This window comes from Rahnella selenatireducens, from assembly GCF_046449555.1.
Lineage (GTDB): Bacteria > Pseudomonadota > Gammaproteobacteria > Enterobacterales > Enterobacteriaceae > Rahnella > Rahnella selenatireducens.
This window is the reverse complement of record NZ_JBKEZJ010000001.1, coordinates 647438-667257: the sequence shown is the minus strand read 5'-3', so window position 1 is coordinate 667257 and position 19820 is coordinate 647438. Positions and strand designations below refer to the sequence as shown.

The 19820-nt window shown below is 53.4% G+C and carries 14 protein-coding genes; 9 read left to right on the top strand and 5 right to left on the bottom strand.

Annotation, left to right across the window (positions count from 1 at the left end; all coding sequences use genetic code 11):
* Nucleotides 1-26 precede the first annotated feature (26 nt).
* Nucleotides 27-3284: an exonuclease subunit SbcC gene (gene sbcC, locus ACLBVC_RS03195; RefSeq protein ID WP_410148002.1), complete on the bottom strand. Its 3258-nt coding sequence runs from the start codon at nucleotides 3282-3284 to the stop codon at nucleotides 27-29.
* Nucleotides 3281-4519 carry an exonuclease subunit SbcD gene (sbcD, locus tag ACLBVC_RS03190; RefSeq protein WP_410148000.1) on the bottom strand — a complete coding sequence of 413 codons (1239 nt, stop codon included), beginning with the start codon at nucleotides 4517-4519 and terminating at the stop codon, nucleotides 3281-3283. Before sbcD ends, sbcC begins: the two co-directional genes overlap by 4 nt.
* Nucleotides 4520-4746: 227 nt before the next feature.
* Between sbcD and phoB the strand changes: the two genes are divergently transcribed.
* The 5 genes from phoB (at nucleotide 4747) to proY (ending at nucleotide 11491) form a co-directional block, all read left to right on the top strand.
* Nucleotides 4747-5436 (top strand): phosphate response regulator transcription factor PhoB, encoded by a 690-nt coding sequence (gene phoB / locus ACLBVC_RS03185; protein ID WP_013576682.1) that lies wholly within the window; start codon nucleotides 4747-4749, stop codon nucleotides 5434-5436.
* A 23-nt stretch (nucleotides 5437-5459) separates the two neighbouring features.
* Nucleotides 5460-6779 (top strand): phosphate regulon sensor histidine kinase PhoR, encoded by a 1320-nt coding sequence (gene phoR, locus ACLBVC_RS03180; protein ID WP_410147998.1) that lies wholly within the window; start codon nucleotides 5460-5462, stop codon nucleotides 6777-6779.
* Nucleotides 6780-7035: 256 nt separating this feature from the next.
* On the top strand, nucleotides 7036-8139 hold the full coding sequence (locus ACLBVC_RS03175) for a cobalamin-independent methionine synthase II family protein (RefSeq protein ID WP_410147997.1): 1104 nt from the start codon (nucleotides 7036-7038) through the stop codon (nucleotides 8137-8139).
* Between the two features lie 445 nt (nucleotides 8140-8584).
* Complete coding sequence (brnQ, locus tag ACLBVC_RS03170) at nucleotides 8585-9904, top strand: branched-chain amino acid transport system II carrier protein (RefSeq protein ID WP_165059281.1); 1320 nt, start codon at nucleotides 8585-8587, stop codon at nucleotides 9902-9904.
* A 162-nt stretch (nucleotides 9905-10066) separates the two neighbouring features.
* Nucleotides 10067-11491, top strand: a complete 1425-nt coding sequence (gene proY / locus ACLBVC_RS03165) for a proline-specific permease ProY (RefSeq protein ID WP_410147995.1) — start codon at nucleotides 10067-10069, stop codon at nucleotides 11489-11491.
* A gap of 72 nt (nucleotides 11492-11563) precedes the next feature.
* Here the strand turns inward: proY and ggt are convergent, their stop codons facing one another.
* From ggt to ACLBVC_RS03150, 3 genes are all read right to left on the bottom strand, one after another.
* Nucleotides 11564-13327 carry a gamma-glutamyltransferase gene (gene ggt, locus ACLBVC_RS03160; protein WP_410147993.1) on the bottom strand — a complete coding sequence of 588 codons (1764 nt, stop codon included), beginning with the start codon at nucleotides 13325-13327 and terminating at the stop codon, nucleotides 11564-11566.
* Nucleotides 13328-13593: 266 nt separating this feature from the next.
* Nucleotides 13594-14196, bottom strand: a complete 603-nt coding sequence (locus ACLBVC_RS03155) for a peroxiredoxin C (protein WP_013576674.1) — start codon at nucleotides 14194-14196, stop codon at nucleotides 13594-13596.
* Nucleotides 14197-14417: 221 nt separating this feature from the next.
* Nucleotides 14418-14999 (bottom strand): acyl carrier protein phosphodiesterase, encoded by a 582-nt coding sequence (locus ACLBVC_RS03150; RefSeq protein WP_410147991.1) that lies wholly within the window; start codon nucleotides 14997-14999, stop codon nucleotides 14418-14420.
* Between the two features lie 135 nt (nucleotides 15000-15134).
* On the opposite strand from ACLBVC_RS03150, the gene queA reads away from it, so the two are divergent.
* The 4 genes from queA (at nucleotide 15135) to secD (ending at nucleotide 19815) form a co-directional block, all read left to right on the top strand.
* On the top strand, nucleotides 15135-16205 hold the full coding sequence (gene queA / locus ACLBVC_RS03145; protein ID WP_410147989.1) for a tRNA preQ1(34) S-adenosylmethionine ribosyltransferase-isomerase QueA: 1071 nt from the start codon (nucleotides 15135-15137) through the stop codon (nucleotides 16203-16205).
* Between the two features lie 114 nt (nucleotides 16206-16319).
* Nucleotides 16320-17444 carry a tRNA guanosine(34) transglycosylase Tgt gene (tgt, locus tag ACLBVC_RS03140; protein ID WP_152327855.1) on the top strand — a complete coding sequence of 375 codons (1125 nt, stop codon included), beginning with the start codon at nucleotides 16320-16322 and terminating at the stop codon, nucleotides 17442-17444.
* 163 nt (nucleotides 17445-17607) lie between these two features.
* On the top strand, nucleotides 17608-17940 hold the full coding sequence (gene yajC / locus ACLBVC_RS03135) for a preprotein translocase subunit YajC (protein WP_013576670.1): 333 nt from the start codon (nucleotides 17608-17610) through the stop codon (nucleotides 17938-17940).
* A 27-nt stretch (nucleotides 17941-17967) separates the two neighbouring features.
* Nucleotides 17968-19815 carry a protein translocase subunit SecD gene (gene secD, locus ACLBVC_RS03130; RefSeq protein ID WP_410147987.1) on the top strand — a complete coding sequence of 616 codons (1848 nt, stop codon included), beginning with the start codon at nucleotides 17968-17970 and terminating at the stop codon, nucleotides 19813-19815.
* The last annotated feature ends 5 nt before the right edge of the window (nucleotides 19816-19820 follow it).

Genomic DNA, 19820 nt, shown 5'->3' with positions numbered 1-19820 from the left:
GTCACGCCATCATGCGGCTTTATCGTTTACTGCGACGGGACTTTAAACTCACTGCTCAGACGGCTGACACCCAGCCCGTTCACCTTAGTCACTTTGATTTGCACCGGAATGCGGTCTTTCATCGCTTCAACGTGGCTAATCACGCCAATGGTTTTACCGGAGGCGTTCAGGCTGTCGAGCGCGTCCAGCGCGGTGTCCAGTGTGTAGGCGTCGAGTGTGCCAAAACCTTCGTCGAGGAACAGCGAATCGATGCGGGTTTTATCGCTCACCAGATCGGACAACGCCAGCGCCAGTGCCAGACTGACCAGGAAACTCTCGCCACCGGATAACGTGCGGGTATCACGCACGGCGTCGGCCTGCCATGTATCGACAACCTGCAACTCCAGCGCGTCGCTGGTTTTACGCTGCAACAGATAACGGCCATGCAGTTTTTCCAGCTGGCGGTTCGCCAGATACACCAGATGATCCAGCGTCAGCCCCTGCGCGAACTTACGGAATTTTGCGCCATCGCTGGAGCCAATCATCTGATTAAGATAACCCCAGTCATCGCAGGTCAGCTGCGCCTGCGCAATCTGGACGATTAACTGCTGCTGGCTGCCGCTACGTTCCTTGTCGAATTTAAGCTGATTACTCACTTCGCCGGTGCGCTGTTGCAGCGCTTTCAGGCTTTGTGACAGCGATTCCTGCTCTGCCATCAGCGCCGTGAGATCGCTTTCGTTTTCACTCAGATGCGCAGGCCGTGCCCGCTGCTGTTTCTCCAGCATCTCATTCGCATCGTTTAACAGTGCCTGAGCCTGGGCCAGTTTTTTTTGCAACTGGTCTTTACGTTGCTGAAGTTGCAGGCGTAATACGTCGTCGAGAAGGGCGAGTTTCACCGCCACTTCATCCGCAAACTCGCTGGCGGCCAGCGCCCGTTGCCAGTCTGTTTGCGCCTGTTGCAGACGTGCCGTGGACTGCTGATGTTGCAGCTGCGTGCTGGCGAGCTGACCGGCCAGTTTATCGCGATGTTCCTGCGCCCGGTGCAGGGCCGTCTCGGCTTCGCTGACGGTTTTTTCGGCGGCCTGTTGTTGCAGATGTAAGTGCTCGCGAACCTGCGTGGCCTGACGGTCGCCGAAGAGTTCTGTGCGCTGAGTTGTCAGTTCTTTCAGCGTTTTCTCGCCCACTGCAAACTGGGTTTGCAGGCGCTCAAGCTGTTCCTGCGATGTGGACAGATTTTTTTGCGTCAGCATATAACGCTCGGCCAGTAAGGCGCTTTGCTGCTGGACTTTTTGTTGCTCGCTGACGGCTTCGCTGAGGGCGTCTTTCGCCTGTTGCAGCGCACGCGCCAGCTGTTCATGCTGACTAAGGGTTTCCTGCGTTTGCTGTTCTTCCTGATCGCATGACGCCAGCCATTGCTGAATGTCCGGCGCATCCATCAGCGTGAAGGTTAGTCCATGCGTAGCGCTGGTTTTCTGCCAGTTTTCGAGATGCGCGTTCAACTGCTGCTGGTCCTGCTCAAGCTGCGTTTGCAGGCGCAATTGCTGTTCTTTCAGGCTTTTAATCTTTGCCGCCAGTTCGATTCCGCTGGCTTTCGCCGCATCGAATTCCAGCTGCATTTTCTCAACACGCTGAGCCGTTTCAGACGGTTTGATCTCCTGATAGCTTTCAATCGCCGGATGCGAGGTGGAACCGCACAGCGGACAGGCCTGACCGCTTTGCAGATTGGCGCGTTCTGCCGTCAGGCTGACGATCAGCTCCTCGCTTTTCTGGCGCGCTTTGACATCATTCAGATGCTCGAGTTGCTTCTGGCACTGCAGACGGATTTTGCCAAGGCGTTCTTCTTCTTCCGCGATGACCGTCTGATTCTGCGCAAAATCCTGATGTTGCTGACGGACACGCGAATCGAGCTGAGGGAAAATTTGTGCGAGTGAAAACAGCTGCTGACGCACCGGACGCAGCTGCGCCAGTTCATATTGTCGTTTCTGCAAAGCAGCCAGCGGGTGTTGTTTTTCCAGTCCGGCCTGATGTTGTTGCTGAACCTGCAGCGCACCGGTCAGCGTCGCGTGTTTCGTCTGATGCTGCTGACTCTGTGCCTCCAGCTTCCGGCGCTCTTCGGTGATTTTCGCCAGCATCGCGCTGTGCTCACTGGCCTGTTTCTGTGCTTCACTGACGGCCTGCTGCGTGTCAGTCAGTGATTTGTGCCACCGGGCAATTTCGTTATCCAGCGGCAGAACTTTTTCGTCCATCAGCGTCTGGAGCTGGCGCTGCTCTCCGGCCTGTTTCTGGCGAGCGGATTTCGCCTGTTCCAGCGCCAAAGCCAGCGGCGTCATCTGCGCCGCCTGTTGTTCCTGCTGCTGAACCAGCTGCGTAAGCGCCTGCTGTAACTCCTGCGTTTCTTTCTCACAGCGCAACCGGTCGCTGAGCAGCGGACGCAGTTTTTCAGCCGGTTCACTGCGCGCGAGTTGTTGCAACTGCGGCGCTGCAGCGAGGTTTTCCTGCTCCGCCGCCGCTAACTGCTGTTGAGATTGCTGATGTTTTTGCTGCACCTGCTGCCAGTGTTGCAGCCAGTTCAGATCCTGCTGGCGTTGCAGTGCCTGCTGGCTGAGGATAATTTCCTGCGCGTTCAGCGCGGCCAGTTCCGTTTCGAACGCCTGACGCTGCTCTTCGCTGAGCAACTCGATACCGGCCATGCGCTGATACAAACCGTCGAGCTGATTTTTGGCTTCTTTATGTTGTTCAAACACGCGTTCAGAAAGTCGCCCGTAGATTTCAGTACCGGTAAGTTCTTCCAGCAATTCCGCGCGGTCGTTGGCATCGGCATTCAGGAACGCGGCGAACTGGCCTTGTGAAAGCATCATCGATTTGGTGAAACGGCCGAAATCCAGCCCGGTCAGCTCGGCGATGGCATCAAGTTTATCGCGCACTTTGTCGGCCAGAATTTTGCCATCGGCCAGCAGTGCAAGTTCCACTTTCGGGGCCTGTAAATTGCCGTCCGGCGAGTTTTTGGCACGGCGCTGGCTCCAGAACGCGCGGTAGCCAATGCCTTTGACTTCAAACTCGACTTCTGCCAGCGATTCGGCGGTGTGGCGGGTCATCAGTTCATTCTGACTTGGCGTGACGTTCAGACGCGGCGTCTGGTGATACAGCGCCAGACAGATGGCGTCGAGCAGGGTGGTTTTCCCCGCGCCGGTCGGGCCGGTGATGGCAAATAATCCATTGCTGGCAAAAGGCTCAGCGGTGAAGTCGATTTTCCATTCGCCTTCCAGCGAGTTCAGGTTTTTTAAACGCAGACTGAGAATTTTCATTGGGCGGCATCCTCTGCGGACTCGCCGCTGGTGACCTGACTGACAACCTGAGCGAACAGCGTGCGCATCCGCGCCTGACGCGGTTCGTCGGGATCGGTTTCCTGCGCCAGCCGCCGTTCAAACACTTCGCTGACACTCAGTTCGCTGAGCGTTTCTTTTTCCTGTTGTTCGATGCTGCTGATGCGCTGTTCTTTACTGCGGCGCAGCAGAACGACTTCCACCGGCAAATCTGCGGTCAGCGTCTGAATACGCCGCTGGATATCACTGAGATAGTCCTGCGTGGCGACTTCAATATCCAGCCAGACCGGTTTACCGGCATCGCCGTCAGCAAATTGCGTCAGTTGTTTTTCTATGTCTGCGAGCGAACCTTTGATGATCTGCATCGGCTGGAAAACGGGGATTTCCAGCGTGTAGATGGCGTTGAGCGTAGCGCCGTCGAAATCAAGCAGGTAAACGCTTTTGGTTTTGCTGAGCTCATCAAAACTCAGCGCAATGGGTGAGCCGCTGTAACGGATATGTTCGGTTTTTGCGACGCACTGGGCGCGGTGAATATGCCCGAGTGCTACGTAATCCACCGGCGGAAAGGCCTGCGCCGGGAAGGCGTCGAGCGTGCCTATATAGATGTCGCGCACGGCGTCAGACGTGCTGACGCCGACGGTGGTCAGATGGCCGGTGGCGATAATGGGCAGCGGCACGCCAAGTTCCTGACGTTTAGCCAGCGCGGCCTGATACAGCGCGTCATAATGCGCCGCAATGGCTTCCTGCAAGGCGAGCTGTTTGTCGTTGCCGGACTGCCCGGCCTGGCTGGCAAGCAAATCGCGCGGACGCAAAAACGGAATGGCACACAACACCGCGCCGGGCTGGCCTTCGCGTGTGTTAAGCACCAGAACCTGTTCATCCAGTTTTTCGCCCACGGTGGCGATCACCCGCGTATTCAGGCACGAAAGCAGTTCGCGGGATTCATTGAGCGTGGCGACGGAATCGTGATTTCCGGCCAGCACCACCAGCTGACAGCCGGTTTGTTGTAATTCCACCACGAAGCGGTTATATAACTCGCGGGCGTAACTGGGCGGCGAGCCGGTATCAAAGATGTCCCCGGCGACAATGACGGCGTCCACCTGATGCTGTTGCACCTGACCGGTCAGCCAGCGCAAAAATGCCTGATGTTCAGCGGCGCGGCTTTTGGTAAAAAAGTACTGGCCGAGGTGCCAGTCAGAGGTATGGATCAGGCGCATGAGACTCCCGTGTGAACCCTGTATGACGACAATGGGGCAAAGTATAAACGTCAGCGGGGGAACCTGTCCCCGATAAATCAGACCAATTTCAGCAGGATGGCAGGAATTTACCTGTCATATTTGCCTTAAATGAACCATCATTTTCATTCATAAATCTGTCACAAAACTGACGCATAATGGCGCCCGCAATCAAATAAAAGATCGCTAACCTATTGGCAGGACCTACGATGGCTAGACGTATATTGGTGGTTGAAGACGAAGCTCCAATCCGTGAAATGGTGTGTTTTGTACTGGAACAGAATGGATATCAGGCAGTAGAAGCTGAAGATTTTGATTCAGCGATTGGCCAGTTAGTTGAACCTTACCCTGAACTGATCCTGCTCGACTGGATGTTACCCGGCGGTTCCGGTATTCAGTTTATTAAGCACCTTAAACGTGAAGCGCTGACACGCGAAATTCCGGTGATGATGCTGACCGCCCGCGGTGAAGAAGAAGATCGGGTGCGCGGCCTGGAAGTCGGTGCCGATGATTACATCACCAAACCGTTTTCACCCAAAGAACTGGTTGCCCGTATTAAAGCGGTGATGCGCCGGATTTCGCCAATGGCGGTCGAGGAAGTGATCGACATGCAGGGGCTGAGTCTGGATCCATCGTCTCACCGGGTGATGGCCAACGAGCAGGCGCTCGATATGGGGCCAACCGAATTTAAGTTATTACACTTCTTTATGACCCACTCTGAACGCGTTTACAGCAGGGAACAGTTGCTCAATAACGTGTGGGGCACTAACGTTTATGTGGAAGATCGCACGGTTGACGTGCATATTCGTCGTTTGCGTAAAGCGCTTGAAACCAGCGGACATGACAGAATGATCCAGACTGTTCGTGGTACCGGATATCGTTTCTCAACGCGTTATTGAGTCCCCCACAGCGGAGAATCTGTGTGTTAGAACGTTTGTCATGGAAACGTCTGGCCGGTGAGTTTTTTCTCTTTTGCCTGCCAGCGCTGATCCTCGGAATTTTCGTCGGCCATTTCGGCTGGCTCCTCTTTGCGTCGCTCGTCGCGGCGCTGGGCTGGAATTATTACAACCAGCTTAAACTCTCTCACTGGCTGTGGCTTGACCGCAGCATCACCCCGCCGAACGGGCGCTGGAGCTGGGAACCGCTGTTTTACGGGCTGAACCAGATGCAGGTGCGCAACCGGCGACGTCGTCGTGAATTAGGTCAATTGATCAAACGTTTCCGCAGCGGAGCTGAATCGCTGCCGGATGCAGTGGTTCTGACGACGGAAGAAGGCAATATCTTCTGGTGTAACGGACTGGCGCAGGATCTTCTCGGTTTCCGCTGGCCGGAAGATAACGGGCAGCATATTTTTAACCTGCTGCGTTATCCGGAATTCCGCACCTGGATCCAGACCCGTGACTTCAGCCGTGCCCTGAACCTTCAACTTAATAATGAACATTACGTCGAGTTTCGCGTGATGCCGTATTCCGAGGGGCAGCTTTTGATGGTGGCGCGTGACGTAACGCAGATGCGTCAGCTCGAAGGCGCGCGACGTAACTTCTTTGCCAACGTCAGCCATGAACTTCGTACGCCGCTGACGGTGTTGCAGGGATATCTGGAAATGATGGAAGACGCCAAGCTGGAAGAGCCGTTCCGCACCAAAGCGCTGGATACGATGCAGGAACAGACGCGGCGAATGGACGGGCTGGTGAAACAACTGCTGACTCTTTCGAAAATCGAAGCATCCGCCAATATCGATATGCACGAGAAAGTCGATATTCCGTTGATGCTGAGCATGCTTGAGCGGGAAGTGCAGACGTTGAGCGGTGGGAAACATGAGGTGGTGTTTCGCGTAAACGAAAAGCTTAAAGTCTTTGGCAACGAAGATCAGTTGCGCAGTGCGGTGTCGAATCTGGTGTATAACGCCGTGAATCACACCCCGCCGGGTACACGGATTGAAGTCAGTTGGCAGCAAATCCCGCACGGCGCGCAGTTCCAGATAAGCGACAACGGGCCGGGTATTGCGCCGCAGCACCTACCGCGTCTGACCGAACGTTTTTACCGTGTGGATAAGGCGCGATCACGCCAGACCGGCGGCAGCGGGCTGGGGCTTGCTATCGTGAAACATGCGCTCAGCCACCATAATTCGAAACTCGAAGTTCTCAGCGAAGTCGGCGTCGGCACCCGGTTTATGTTTACTCTGGCACCGAAACTGATTGTTCCTCAGGGGGCAGACTCCCCGGTCTCCGTAAAACCTTAATTTCTGTAATTTCCCTAAAGCCTGTTATCAGCCGATAGCAGGCTTTTTCATTTCTGTTTATGGAGTGAAGTCGCCTCGTGATCATGAATTTATTTCACGTCCCATGAAAATTCCTCTGTTGTAGGTGAACAGGCTGCATGACAGTATGGCCTTAAAGCCGTTTAGACATCCAGATGTCTATAAATAACGCAACGTAATTATTTACTTTGTAAATCATTCGCATTCCGCCAGGGGCGTGATGCCATAAGGAGTTCTCATGCAACGTACCACCCCTCCGTTCCGCGCTGATGTCGTTGGCAGTTTCCTGCGTCCGGCCGCAATCAAAGAAGCCCGTAAACAGTTTCAGGACGGTGAGATTGATGCGGTGCAGCTGCGTGCAGTGGAAGACACGGAAATCCGCCGTGTGGTGGATTTGCAGCGTCAAGCCGGTCTGCAAGTGGTGACGGATGGCGAATTCCGCCGTGCGTGGTGGCACTTTGACTTCTTCGAAGGTCTGGAAGGGGTGGAAGGTTACGATGCGGTTCACGGGATCCAGTTCAACGGCGTACAGACAAAAGCGCGCAGCATCAAAGTGGTGAGCAAACTCGGTTTTGGTTCGCACCCGATGCTGGAAGATTTCCGTTTTCTGAAAAGCATCAGCGGAACGGCGGTGCCGAAAATGACCATTCCGAGCCCGAGCGTGATGCATTTCCGCGGTGGCCGTAACGCCATCAGCAAAGACGTTTACCCTGATCTGAAAGACTATTTTGACGATCTGGCACAGGTTTACCGGGACGCGATTAAAGCGTTTTACGATGCCGGCTGTCGTTATCTGCAACTCGACGATACCGTCTGGGCGTATCTGTGTTCTGAAGATCAGAAGAAACAAATCCGCGAGCGTGGCGACTCTCCGGAAGCGTTAGCACGTACTTACGCTGACGTGCTCAACAAAGCCATCGCCGGTAAACCGGACGATCTGGTGATTGGTCTGCATGTTTGCCGCGGTAACTTCCGTTCAACCTGGATTTCTGAAGGTGGCTATGAGCCGGTGGCAGAGATTCTGTTTGGCGGGGTGAATATCGACGCCTTCTTCCTGGAATATGACAATGAACGTTCAGGCGGTTTCGAGCCACTGCGTTTCATTAAAAAGGGTCATCAGCAGGCGGTTCTGGGGTTGATTACCACCAAATCCGGCGAGCTGGAACTGGCAAAAACCGTTGAAGCGCGGATCGCTGAAGCGGCTGAATATCTGGACATTAACCAGATTTGCCTGAGCCCGCAGTGTGGCTTCGCGTCAACGGAAGAAGGTAATAGCCTGACCGAAGCGCAGCAGTGGGAAAAACTGAAACTGGTGGTGGATATCGCTGCACGCGTCTGGTAAATCCGCAAGCGGCTAAATTTTGAACCTGTAAAAATGCTGGATATTGTGCGTGAAATGACCTTCAGGTGGTGATTTCACGCATTTTTAATCTCAATGGAGCATATCTTGTGCTTTGTTCGTTCAAAAATCATACATATCATATTGCGTGTTTCGAAGGGTATTTAGTGATTATTACTGCTTTGTTGTATTAATCTGGTTGAACACTCTGCTTTTTGGATCACAGCTTGCCTTTCTACGCTATAAACGTTTACCTTAAGCCCCGCTGTCGCTCGATACTCCCTGCATAACAACGTAATCATCTGCATATCATCAGGCGTTTTTAGCTCACTCCGATCCTTACATTGGTGCTCTCTGGCTATGACAACGCCATTCATCCTTCTGACGGAGTGGCACGACGACAGCATCGGACACTTTATTCATTTGAACAGGCAACACGACACCAATCATGAGTACTCGTTTAACAAATAAAGATATTCTGGCGCTGGGTTTCATGACCTTCGCCTTATTCGTCGGGGCAGGAAATATCATTTTCCCGCCGATGGTTGGCTTGCAGGCCGGTCATGAAGTCTGGTGGGCAGCTGCCGGGTTTATGATCACGGCGGTAGGGCTTCCCGTGATGACCGTGATTGCGCTTGCGCGCGTCGGTGGCGGTGTTGACGCCCTGAGTACGCCAATTGGTCGTGGTGCCGGTATTCTTCTGGCGACCGTCTGTTATCTGGCTGTAGGCCCGCTGTTTGCCACACCGCGTACGGCGACGGTCTCCTTTGAAGTGGGTATCGCGCCGATGACCGGTGACGGCCCGCTGCCTCTGCTGATTTACAGCGTAATTTATTTCGCTCTGGTGATTGGTATCTCCCTGTATCCGGGTCGTCTGCTCGATACCGTCGGGCATTTCCTTGCACCGCTGAAAATGGTGGCGCTGGGCGCACTGGGTATCGCTGCACTGCTGTGGCCTGCTGGTCAGTCGATGCCTGCGGTTGACGCCTACCAGACGGTGCCGTTCTCCAGCGGTTTCGTTAACGGCTATCTGACGATGGATACGCTGGGCGCGCTGGTCTTCGGGATTGTTATCGTTAACGCGGCACGTTCGCGTGGCGTGACCGATGCCAAACTGCTGACCCGTTATACGGTTCTGGCAGGTCTGATTGCCGGTCTGGGCCTGATGCTGGTTTACCTGAGCCTGTTCAAACTCGGTGAAAACAGCGCCTCACTGGTGCCAAATGCAACCAACGGCGCAGTGATCCTGCATGCTTACGTGGCACATACTTTTGGCAGCGTAGGTAGCTTCTTCCTCGGCGCGCTGATTTTCATCGCCTGTATGGTCACCGCGGTTGGCCTGACCTGCGCCTGTGCTGAGTTCTTCGCTCAGTATCTGCCGCTGTCATATAAAACGCTGGTCTTCATTCTGGGTCTGTTCTCGATGCTGGTGTCCAATCTGGGCCTGAGCCATCTGATTCAGATTTCCGTACCGGTTCTGACGGCGATTTATCCGCCGTGTATTGCACTGGTCGTACTGAGCTTCACCCTGCGCTGGTGGAACAGCACCACACGTATCGTCGCGCCTGTGATGGTTGTCAGCCTGGTCTTCGGTATTGTTGACGGCATCAAAGCTTCTGCTTTTGCAGACCTGATGCCAGCCTGGACAGCGAACCTGCCGCTGGCGGCGCAAGGTTTGGCCTGGTTACCACCGTCATTATTAATGCTGGTGCTGGCCGGTATTTATGACAAAATCAGCGGTCCGCGTAGCGTCACTGCTCACCAATGATCATTTGGTGAATGTTCAACGGCATAAAATATAATTAGTCTGCTGAATGTTTCGCCAATCGGGCCACGGAGAATCTTCCGTGGCTTTTTCATTGGCGGGTAAAAAAGTTAATTTCTTAAAATACGCACTTTTGATATTTAAAAAACATACGGGTTAATGCACATGCAGCAAGAAGCTGGACAACCAACAGAGCAAAAAGAAGCGCCAGGCACGAAGCTAAAACGTGGCCTGACAACGCGCCATATTCGCTTTATGGCACTGGGATCAGCCATCGGTACCGGGTTATTTTACGGTTCTGCCGATGCCATAAAAATGGCCGGACCAAGCGTGCTGCTGGCGTATCTGGTCGGCGGTATTATCGCGTTTATCATCATGCGGGCGCTGGGCGAGATGTCCGTTAATAATCCGCAGAGCGGGTCGTTCTCCCGTTACGCGCAGGATTATCTCGGGCCGATGGCCGGGTACATCACCGGCTGGACGTATTGTTTTGAGATTCTGATTGTCGCGATTGCCGATGTGACGGCGTTCGGTATTTATATGGGCGTGTGGTTCCCGGATGTACCTCAATGGACCTGGGTGCTGAGTGTGGTACTGATTATCGGCGCGATCAATCTGGTGAGCGTGAAGGTGTTCGGTGAGCTGGAGTTCTGGTTCTCCTTCTTTAAAGTATTCACCATCATCATCATGATCATTGCCGGTTTCGGCATCATCTTCTGGGGTATTGGCAACGGCGGGCAGGCGACCGGCATCCATAATCTATGGACGAACGGCGGCTTCTTCAGCCAGGGCATCATGGGCACGATCCTGTCGTTGCAGCTGGTGATGTTTGCCTACGGCGGTATCGAAATCATCGGTATTACCGCCGGTGAAGCGGAAGATCCAAAGAAATCCATTCCGAAAGCCATCAACTCCGTGCCGCTGCGTATTCTGGTGTTCTACGTGGGTACGCTTTTTGTGATTATGTCGATTTTCCCTTGGAATCAGGTTGGCACGCAAGGCAGCCCGTTTGTGCTGACGTTCCAGCACATGGGGATTGCGGCGGCGGCGACTATTCTGAACTTTGTGGTGATCACCGCGTCTCTTTCTGCGATTAACAGTGACGTATTCGGCGTGGGCCGTATGTTGCACGGTATGGCAGAGCAGGGGCAGGCGCCTAAAATGTTCAGCAAAGTTTCGCGTCTCGGCACGCCGTGGGTCACCGTTCTGGTGATGATGGCGGCGCTGCTGGTGGCGGTTTATCTGAACTACATCATGCCGTCCAGCGTCTTCCTGGTGATTGCGTCTCTGGCGACTTTCGCGACCGTCTGGGTGTGGATTATGATCCTGTTCTCTCAGATTGGATTCCGTCGCAAGCTCAGCAAACAGCAGATTAAAGAGCTGGAATTCCCGCTACGCGGCGGCGTTTACACCTCAGTCTTCGGGATCATTTTCCTGGTGTTTATCATCGGGCTGATTGGTTACTTCCCGGATACCCGCGTGTCGCTGTATGTCGGTCTGGTCTGGGTTGTGGCGCTGCTGGTCGGTTACCGCTTCAAATTGCGTAACGACCGTAAGAAAGCAGCACTGGCGCTCAGCAACAAAGCGTAAGCAAGCACTTACCTGCGGCTGATTAATAAAAGCCCCGGCATCATGATGATATCGGGGCTTTTTTAGTGTGGTTTAATAGCCTATAGCAGCACCGGCAGGGCGTCTCACGTCATTTGCGCCATACAGATAGCCTTCACGGACTTTCCCCGAAACCGCTGAGTCGTTGCCTGAGTTCACCGGCGTTACACCCGCAGCGCCCGGCAGACCCACCAGAATCAGCTCCGTTGCGCCCCACGGGGTTTGCTCAACCATTTTATATCCCATTTTTTGCAGGATATTCAGGCTGTCCTGAGAAACACCGCGCTGCTCGTAATACACTTCGTCCGGTAGCCACTGGTGATGAATGCGCGGCGCATCGACTGCTTCCTGCGGAGGCATCCCGTAATCAATCACGTTCAGCGCGGTTTGCAGCGTAATGGTGATGATGCGAGAACCGCCCGGCGAGCCCAGAACCATGAAGATTTTTCCGTCTTTAGTCACCAGACTCGGGCTCATCGACGATAGTGGGCGCTTACCGGGGGCGATGGAATTTTTGGTTCCCTGCACCAGACCGTACAGGTTTTTCTCGCCGACTTTTGTTGTGAAATCATCCATTTCGTCGTTCAGGAAGAAGCCAGTTCCGGGTGCAATCACCACGGAACCAAAGCGGCCATTGACGGTGTACGTGGTGGACACGGCGTTGCCCATTTTATCGACGATGGAATAATGCGTCGTTTCCGGTTTTTCGTGCGGTTCCATGCCTGGCTGCACCTGCGTGGAAGGCGTCGCTTTATCTGCTTCTATTTTTTTACGAATTTCTTCCGCGTAGCTTTTACTGACCAGCCGGTCGATTGGGTTTTTCACAAATACCGGATCGCCGAGATAGGTATTGCGGTCCATATAAGCGTGGCGCATGGCTTCAGTGAGAACATGAATGGACGCTGCTGAGTTGAAGCCCATGCTTTTCAGGTCGTAGCCTTCAACGATGTTGAGAATTTCACACATCGTCACACCGCCGGAGCTCGGAGGCGGTGCGGAAACAAATTTGTATCCGCGATAGCTACAGGTGATTGGCGTGTCTTCCGTCACTTTGTAACTGGCGAAATCCGCTGCGGTCAGGATGCCGCCGCCTTTCTTCGATGCGGCTTCAACTGCCGCCGGGATTTTGCCTTTATAGAAAGCATCCGGGCCGTGTTGAGAAATGGATTCGAGCGTGTTGGCTAAATCGGTCTGCACCAGTTTGTCGCCGGGTTGCAGGGCGCTGCCGTCTTTGCGCAGGAAAATGCGGGCGGCTTCTGGATCTTCTTTAAAGCGCTTAACCGTCGTATCGAGAATGTCGGTATCCGCGCGGGTCAGCACAAAGCCCTGACGCGCCAGCTTAATTGCCGGAGCCATAACCTGCTGGCGGGTCAGTTTGCCGTATTCTTTTTGTACGGTGTCCATCCCCAGCACGGTTCCCGGCACGCCTGCGGCCAGATAGCCGTAAAGGCTGGCGCCTTTTTTCACATTTCCGTCGGCATCAAGATACATATTGGCGCTGGCAGCAGCGGGAGCCGTTTCGCGGAAGTTGATAAACGTGTCTTTTCCATCAGCCAGATGCACCGTCATGAAGCCACCGCCACCGATATTGCCACAACATGGGTTAACAACGGCCTGCGCGTAACCGACGGCGACGGCTGCATCAATGGCATTTCCGCCCATTTTTAGAATGTCGACGCCAACCTGTGAGGCCAGGTATTGCGAGGTGACAACCATTCCGTTCTGCGCTTCGACCGCCGGGTTAGACGCTGCGTACAGCGGGAGGCTGGTCAGCATTGCCAGTGCGAGGACTGATTTTTTCCATGGATTCCGTAACATTCAAACTCCTGTTTATACCCTGTCTTTTAGAGTCATAACCTTCAGGTTATTGTGTGATAACGCTTTTTTAATGGCGATGTTGTTCCGTTCGCCGGAGAATTTTATGCAAAGTGCACGCCATTCTGGCGATAACCGGACGTTTTTAGCGTAGACGTAAATAAGAAGGAACGAGTCGGTGGGGCGGGAAAATGTGATCGGGACAAATCCAGAGCAAAAAAAACGGCCAGCTAAGCTGACCGTTGATAACCGTTAAATCCGTGAAGGGATTACAGGTTTGAAGCGTTTTCAGACAGGTATTTAGCCACGCCATCCGGAGATGCGCCCATGCCTTTTTTGCCTTTTTCCCACTGAGCCGGGCACACTTCGCCGTGCTCTTCGTGGAATTGCAGCGCGTCAACCATACGCAGCATTTCGTCGATGTTACGACCCAGTGGCAGATCGTTCACGACCTGGTGACGAACAACGCCTTCTTTGTCGATCAGGAAAGAGCCGCGCAGTGCAACGCCAGCGTCCGGATGCTCGATACCGTAGGCTTTCTGAATTTCGCGTTTGATATCAGCAACCATTGCGTATTTAACAGGACCGATACCGCCTTTCTCAACCGGCGTGTTACGCCATGCGTTGTGAACGAACTCGGAGTCGAAGGAAACACCAACAACTTCTACGCCACGATTCTGGAATTCTTCGTAACGGTGATCGAAAGCGATCAGCTCAGAAGGACACACAAAAGTGAAGTCCATTGGCCAGAAGAAGATAACAGTTGGTTTGCCTGCTGTGTGTTTTTTGAAGTTGAAGTTTTCAACTACTTCGCCGCTACCAAGTACTGCTGCTGCGGTAAAGTCAGGGGCTGGGCGAGTTACCAGAACCATAAATTACTCCTTTAAGACCCTTGAGGGTGTCGTAGGTGAGTGGAAAGGGTGAACAAAACGACTGCCAGTATAGGGGCAACCCTCAGGTGAATAAACCCCATCAGACCAATCAATCAGATAGCACTCGGCTATCAGTCTTTGACCTAAGTCTCAATCTTCTTTAACAACAACCCGCTGTTTTGCAGAGGATCGTGCCGTCACTCACAACTTTAAGGGGGTATTCAGAGTTCTCGGTCTTTCGCCTGTTGCATCATGACCGGATAAAATTGCCAGAAGAGTTGCTCAAGTGCGTCGTAATTGAGCTCTATATCGTGAAACGAGCCGCTCAGTGCACTGAGTTTTGGGCGGCGGCTTGCCATGCCCTGCAAGACTTCGCCGATAAATGGCAGAACGGCATAACGCTCCAGCCAGCGCTGCGGCCAGATATAGAAATTCAGGTTTTGAAAACGTTCCGGCATGCCCGGAAGTTGCGGCTCGATTTCCTGCTGACAGGCAGCGATAAAATCTTCCAGTGGCTGTTGCGGATGCAGAGAATTCCAGTGGCGCGACAGGAAGTGATCCCACACCACGTCGAGCGTAATCGGCGAGACGCGGCGGAAATCATCACGAAAATAGCTGCGGGCAATTTTCACTTCGGGCAGGGAATCGGTCATGACATCGACGCGACGGTGCATGCGGATCCCGCTGACAATATCCGGGCTGTATTGCCCGTCAGGATTGCCACGAACGAAATCCGCCAGCAGATTGCCCAGCAGAGAACTGTCGGCCAGAGAGGCCAGATGGAGGTGTGCTAAAAAATTCATCGGGCGAGTATAACGCAGGAAAGTTGATCCCTGACAGGGCTGCGGGTGCCTTTCTTCGTTCATAAGCTTGCAGGGGATGCCCCGTCCCACTAGACTAAGCCGCCTGTTTTTGTCGTTAAAGTGAAGTGAAAAGCCATGCGTGTTGCCGATTTTTCTTTTGAGCTCCCGGAATCCCTGATTGCCCGCTATCCGCAGACCCAGCGCAGCGGCTGTCGTTTGTTGTCTCTTGACGGGCCGAGCGGTGAGTTAACGCACGGCGTGTTCACGGATATTCTCGATAAAATCCTGCCCGGCGATCTGCTGGTCTTCAATAATACCCGCGTGATCCCGGCCCGTGTTTTTGGCCGTAAAGTCAGCGGCGGTAAAATTGAAGTGCTGGTTGAGCGTGTGCTCGATTCGCACCGCGTTCTGGCGCACGTTCGCGCCTCGAAATCGCCAAAGCCTGGCGCAGAGCTGCTGCTGGGGGAAAACGAAGACATTAAAGCCACGATGGTGGCGCGTCACGACACCCTGTTCGAGCTGCAATTTAATGAAGACCGCGATGTCTTTACGCTGCTTAACGAAATCGGCCACATGCCGTTGCCGCCTTATATTGACCGTCCGGATGAAGACGCTGACCGCGAGCTGTATCAGACAGTTTACAGCGAACGTCCGGGCGCTGTTGCCGCACCGACCGCCGGTCTGCACTTTGACCAGCCGCTGCTGGATGCGCTGAAAGAAAAAGGCGTTGAGCTGGCGTTTGTCACGCTGCACGTCGGCGCGGGGACTTTCCAGCCGGTGCGCGTTGACACCATTGAAGACCACATCATGCACGCTGAGTACGCGGAAGTGCCTCAGGAAGTGGTGGATGCGGTTCTTGCGTGTAAAGCGCGCGGCAATAAAGTCGTGGCCGTGGGCACCACGTCGGTTCGCTCGCTAGAAAGCGCGGCGAAAGCCGGTGAAGACGCGCTGATCGCGCCATTCTTTGGCGATACTAAAATCTTCATCTATCCGGGATACCATTATCAGGTGATTGATTGTCTGATTACCAATTTCCACCTGCCTGAATCCACGCTGATCATGCTGGTGTCGGCGTTTGCCGGATACAAAAATACCATGAATGCCTACCATCAGGCGGTGGCAGAGCAGTACCGTTTCTTTAGTTATGGCGATGCGATGTTCATCAACCGTAACCCGCTGGCGCCGCAGGAAGTGGTGGGCCAGTAACCCTGAATCAGCAGTTAACGGCCCGGACGCACTCGGTGTATTCGGGCTTTCTTTTCCGGGCGTCATGCCACGGACTTAACCTCATCAGACTGTTTCTCTGATGCTGGAGGCAATGTGAAGTACGAATTAAGCACTACCGACGGCCGCGCGCGCCGTGGACGTCTGGTCTTTGAACGTGGCGTGGTTGAAACCCCGGCATTTATGCCTGTGGGCACTTACGGCACCGTAAAAGGCATGACCCCGGAAGAAGTCAAAGAAACCGGCGCACAGATTTTGCTGGGCAACACGTTCCACCTGTGGCTGCGCCCGGGTCAGGAAATCATGAAGCTACACGGCGATCTGCATGATTTCATGAACTGGCATGGCCCGATCCTCACCGATTCCGGCGGCTTCCAGGTGTTCAGTCTGGGCGCGATGCGTAAAATTAAAGAAGAGGGCGTGCATTTCCGCAATCCGATCAACGGTGATCCGGTGTTCCTGAGCCCGGAAAAATCCATGGAGATCCAAAACGATCTCGGTTCTGACATCGTGATGATCTTCGATGAATGTACGCCATATCCTGCTGACTGGGATTACGCAAAACGTTCTATGGAAATGTCTTTACGCTGGGCAAAACGCAGCCGCGATCGCTTCAACGAATTGAATAATAAGAATGCTTTGTTCGGTATTATTCAGGGAAGCGTTTACGAAGATTTACGAGATGTATCATTAAAAGGGCTGGTAGATATTGGCTTTGATGGTTACGCTGTGGGCGGTTTGGCGGTAGGCGAGCCGAAAGAAGACATGCACCGTATCCTTGAGCACGTTTGCCCGCAAATCCCGGAAGACAAACCGCGTTATCTGATGGGCGTGGGTAAACCGGAAGATCTGGTTGAAGGCGTTCGTCGCGGTATCGATATGTTTGACTGCGTCATGCCAACGCGTAATGCGCGTAACGGCCACCTGTTTGTCACCGACGGTATCGTAAAAATCCGTAACGCCAAGCATAAAGATGACACCTCGACGCTCGACGAACACTGTGATTGCTACACATGTCGCAATTATAGCCGCGCCTACTTGCATCATCTTGACCGTTGCAACGAAATTCTCGGTGCGCGGTTGAATACCATCCATAACCTGCGCTATTACCAGCGTCTGATGGCCGGTTTACGCCAGGCTATCGAAGAAGGTAAATTAGAGCAGTTTGTGACAGACTTCTACGAGCGCAAAGGCAAGCCTGTTCCGCCTTTAAACTTCTGATTTCTTTGTCGTGTCGGCATCTCCACAAGGTGGTGCCGATTTTATAATTTGTTGAACCGGCATTATGGGGTATTGTGCGAGACGTTTCATCGCCAGACTCCGGCTTGGATCACTGTTATTTTCTAAAACAATTTTGCTTCACAACAACAATGAGGGAATTTAAATGAGTCTTTTCATTTCCGATGCTGTCGCAGCGACTGGCGCACCATCACAGGGAAGTCCTTACTCTCTGGTTATCATGCTGGTGGTATTTGGTCTGATTTTCTATTTCATGATCCTGCGTCCGCAGCAAAAGCGTTCTAAAGAACACAAGAAACTGATGGATTCCATCGGTAAAGGTGACGAAGTCATGACCACGGGTGGTTTGATCGGTCGCGTAACGAAAGTAGCTGAAACTGGCTACGTGGTTATCGCACTGAACGACACTAACGAAGTGATGATCAAGCGTGACTTCGTGGCAGCAGTTCTGCCAAAAGGCACGATGAAGTCTATCTAATTTTCGATTTTCCCGAAGGGAACTGCCGTGTTAAACCGTTATCCTGCGTGGAAGTATCTGATGCTGGTCGTTGTGATCATCGTCGGGCTGCTTTATGCACTTCCCAACCTTTATGGTGAGGATCCGGCTGTTCAAATCACTGGTGCTCGGGGTTCCGACGCCAGTGCAGCAACGCTGGACCAAGTCCGTAACGCATTAGATCAAAATAATATCCAGAGTAAATCTATTGCTCTGGAGAATGGCGCTATTCTTGCCCGTTTCAAAGATACGGATGTTCAGCTTCGCGCTCGTGAAGTGCTGAACGGCGTTCTGGGCGACAAATTTGTGATTGCACTTAACCTGGCTCCGGCAACGCCGCGCTGGTTGAGCATGCTGGGTGCTGAGCCGATGAAGCTGGGCCTCGACTTGCGTGGTGGTGTTCACTTCCTGATGGAAGTGGATATGGATACCGCGTTAAGCAAGCTGCAAGAACAAACGATGGACAACATGCGCAGCGATTTGCGCGACAAGAATATCCCTTATGCCACGGTGCGTAAGCTCGACAACTATGGCGTTGAAGTGCGTTTCCGTGATGCTGCGACCCGCGATGCGGCGGTCAGCTATCTGACACCACGTCACCGCGATTTAGTCATCACCAACAGCGGCGATACTGCTGTCAAAGTGGTGATGACTGATGCCCGCCTGAATGAGGCGCGCGAGTATGCTGTTCAGCAAAACATCACTATCCTGCGTAACCGTGTTAACCAACTGGGTGTGGCCGAGCCGCTGGTACAGCGTCAGGGCGCAGACCGTATTGTGGTTGAGTTGCCAGGTATTCAGGATACTGCCCGCGCTAAAGAAATCTTAGGCGCAACGGCGACGCTGGAATTCCGTCTGGTTAACACCAATGTAGACGCCTCTGCGGCGGCAACAGGCCGTGTTCCGGGTGACAGTGAAGTGAAAAATACCCGTGATGGTCGCCCGGTTGTCCTGTACAAACGTGTGATTCTGACCGGCGACCATATCACTGACTCCACATCCAGCATGGATGAATACAATCAGCCGCAGGTTAACATCTCTCTCGACAGCGCTGGCGGTAACGCCATGTCTAACTTTACCAAGGATAACATCGGCAAACCGATGGCAACCCTGTTCGTGGAGTACAAAGACAGCGGTAAGAAAGATGCGAATGGCCGTTCGATTCTGGCGAAACAAGAAGAAGTTATTAACGTCGCGACGATTCAGTCACGTCTGGGTAACAGCTTCCGTATCACCGGGGTGAATGATCCGAATGAAGCCCGCCAGTTGTCTCTGCTGCTGCGTGCTGGTGCTCTGATTGCGCCAATTCAGATTGTTGAAGAACGTACCATCGGCCCGACCTTGGGTATGGAAAACATCAAGCAAGGTCTGGAAGCCTGTCTGGCAGGACTTGTGGTTTCGATTATCTTCATGCTGTTCTTCTATAAGAAGTTTGGCCTGATTGCGACCACTGCGCTGATTGCTAACCTGGTGCTTATTGTTGGGATCATGTCCCTGATACCGGGAGCAACACTGACCATGCCGGGTATTGCGGGTATCGTATTAACCCTTGCCGTAGCGGTTGATGCCAACGTATTGATTAACGAACGTATTAAGGAAGAACTTAGTAACGGACGTTCAGTACAGCAGGCTATCGAAGAAGGTTACAAAGGCGCGTTCAGCTCCATCTTTGATGCCAACGTCACGACGCTCATCAAGGTTATCATCCTGTATGCCGTCGGCACCGGGGCAATTAAAGGCTTTGCGATTACAACCGGTATTGGTGTAGCGACGTCAATGTTTACCGCAATCGTCGGTACCCGTGCCATCGTAAACCTGTTGTACGGCGGCAAGCGCATCAAAAAGCTGTCTATCTGAGGAGT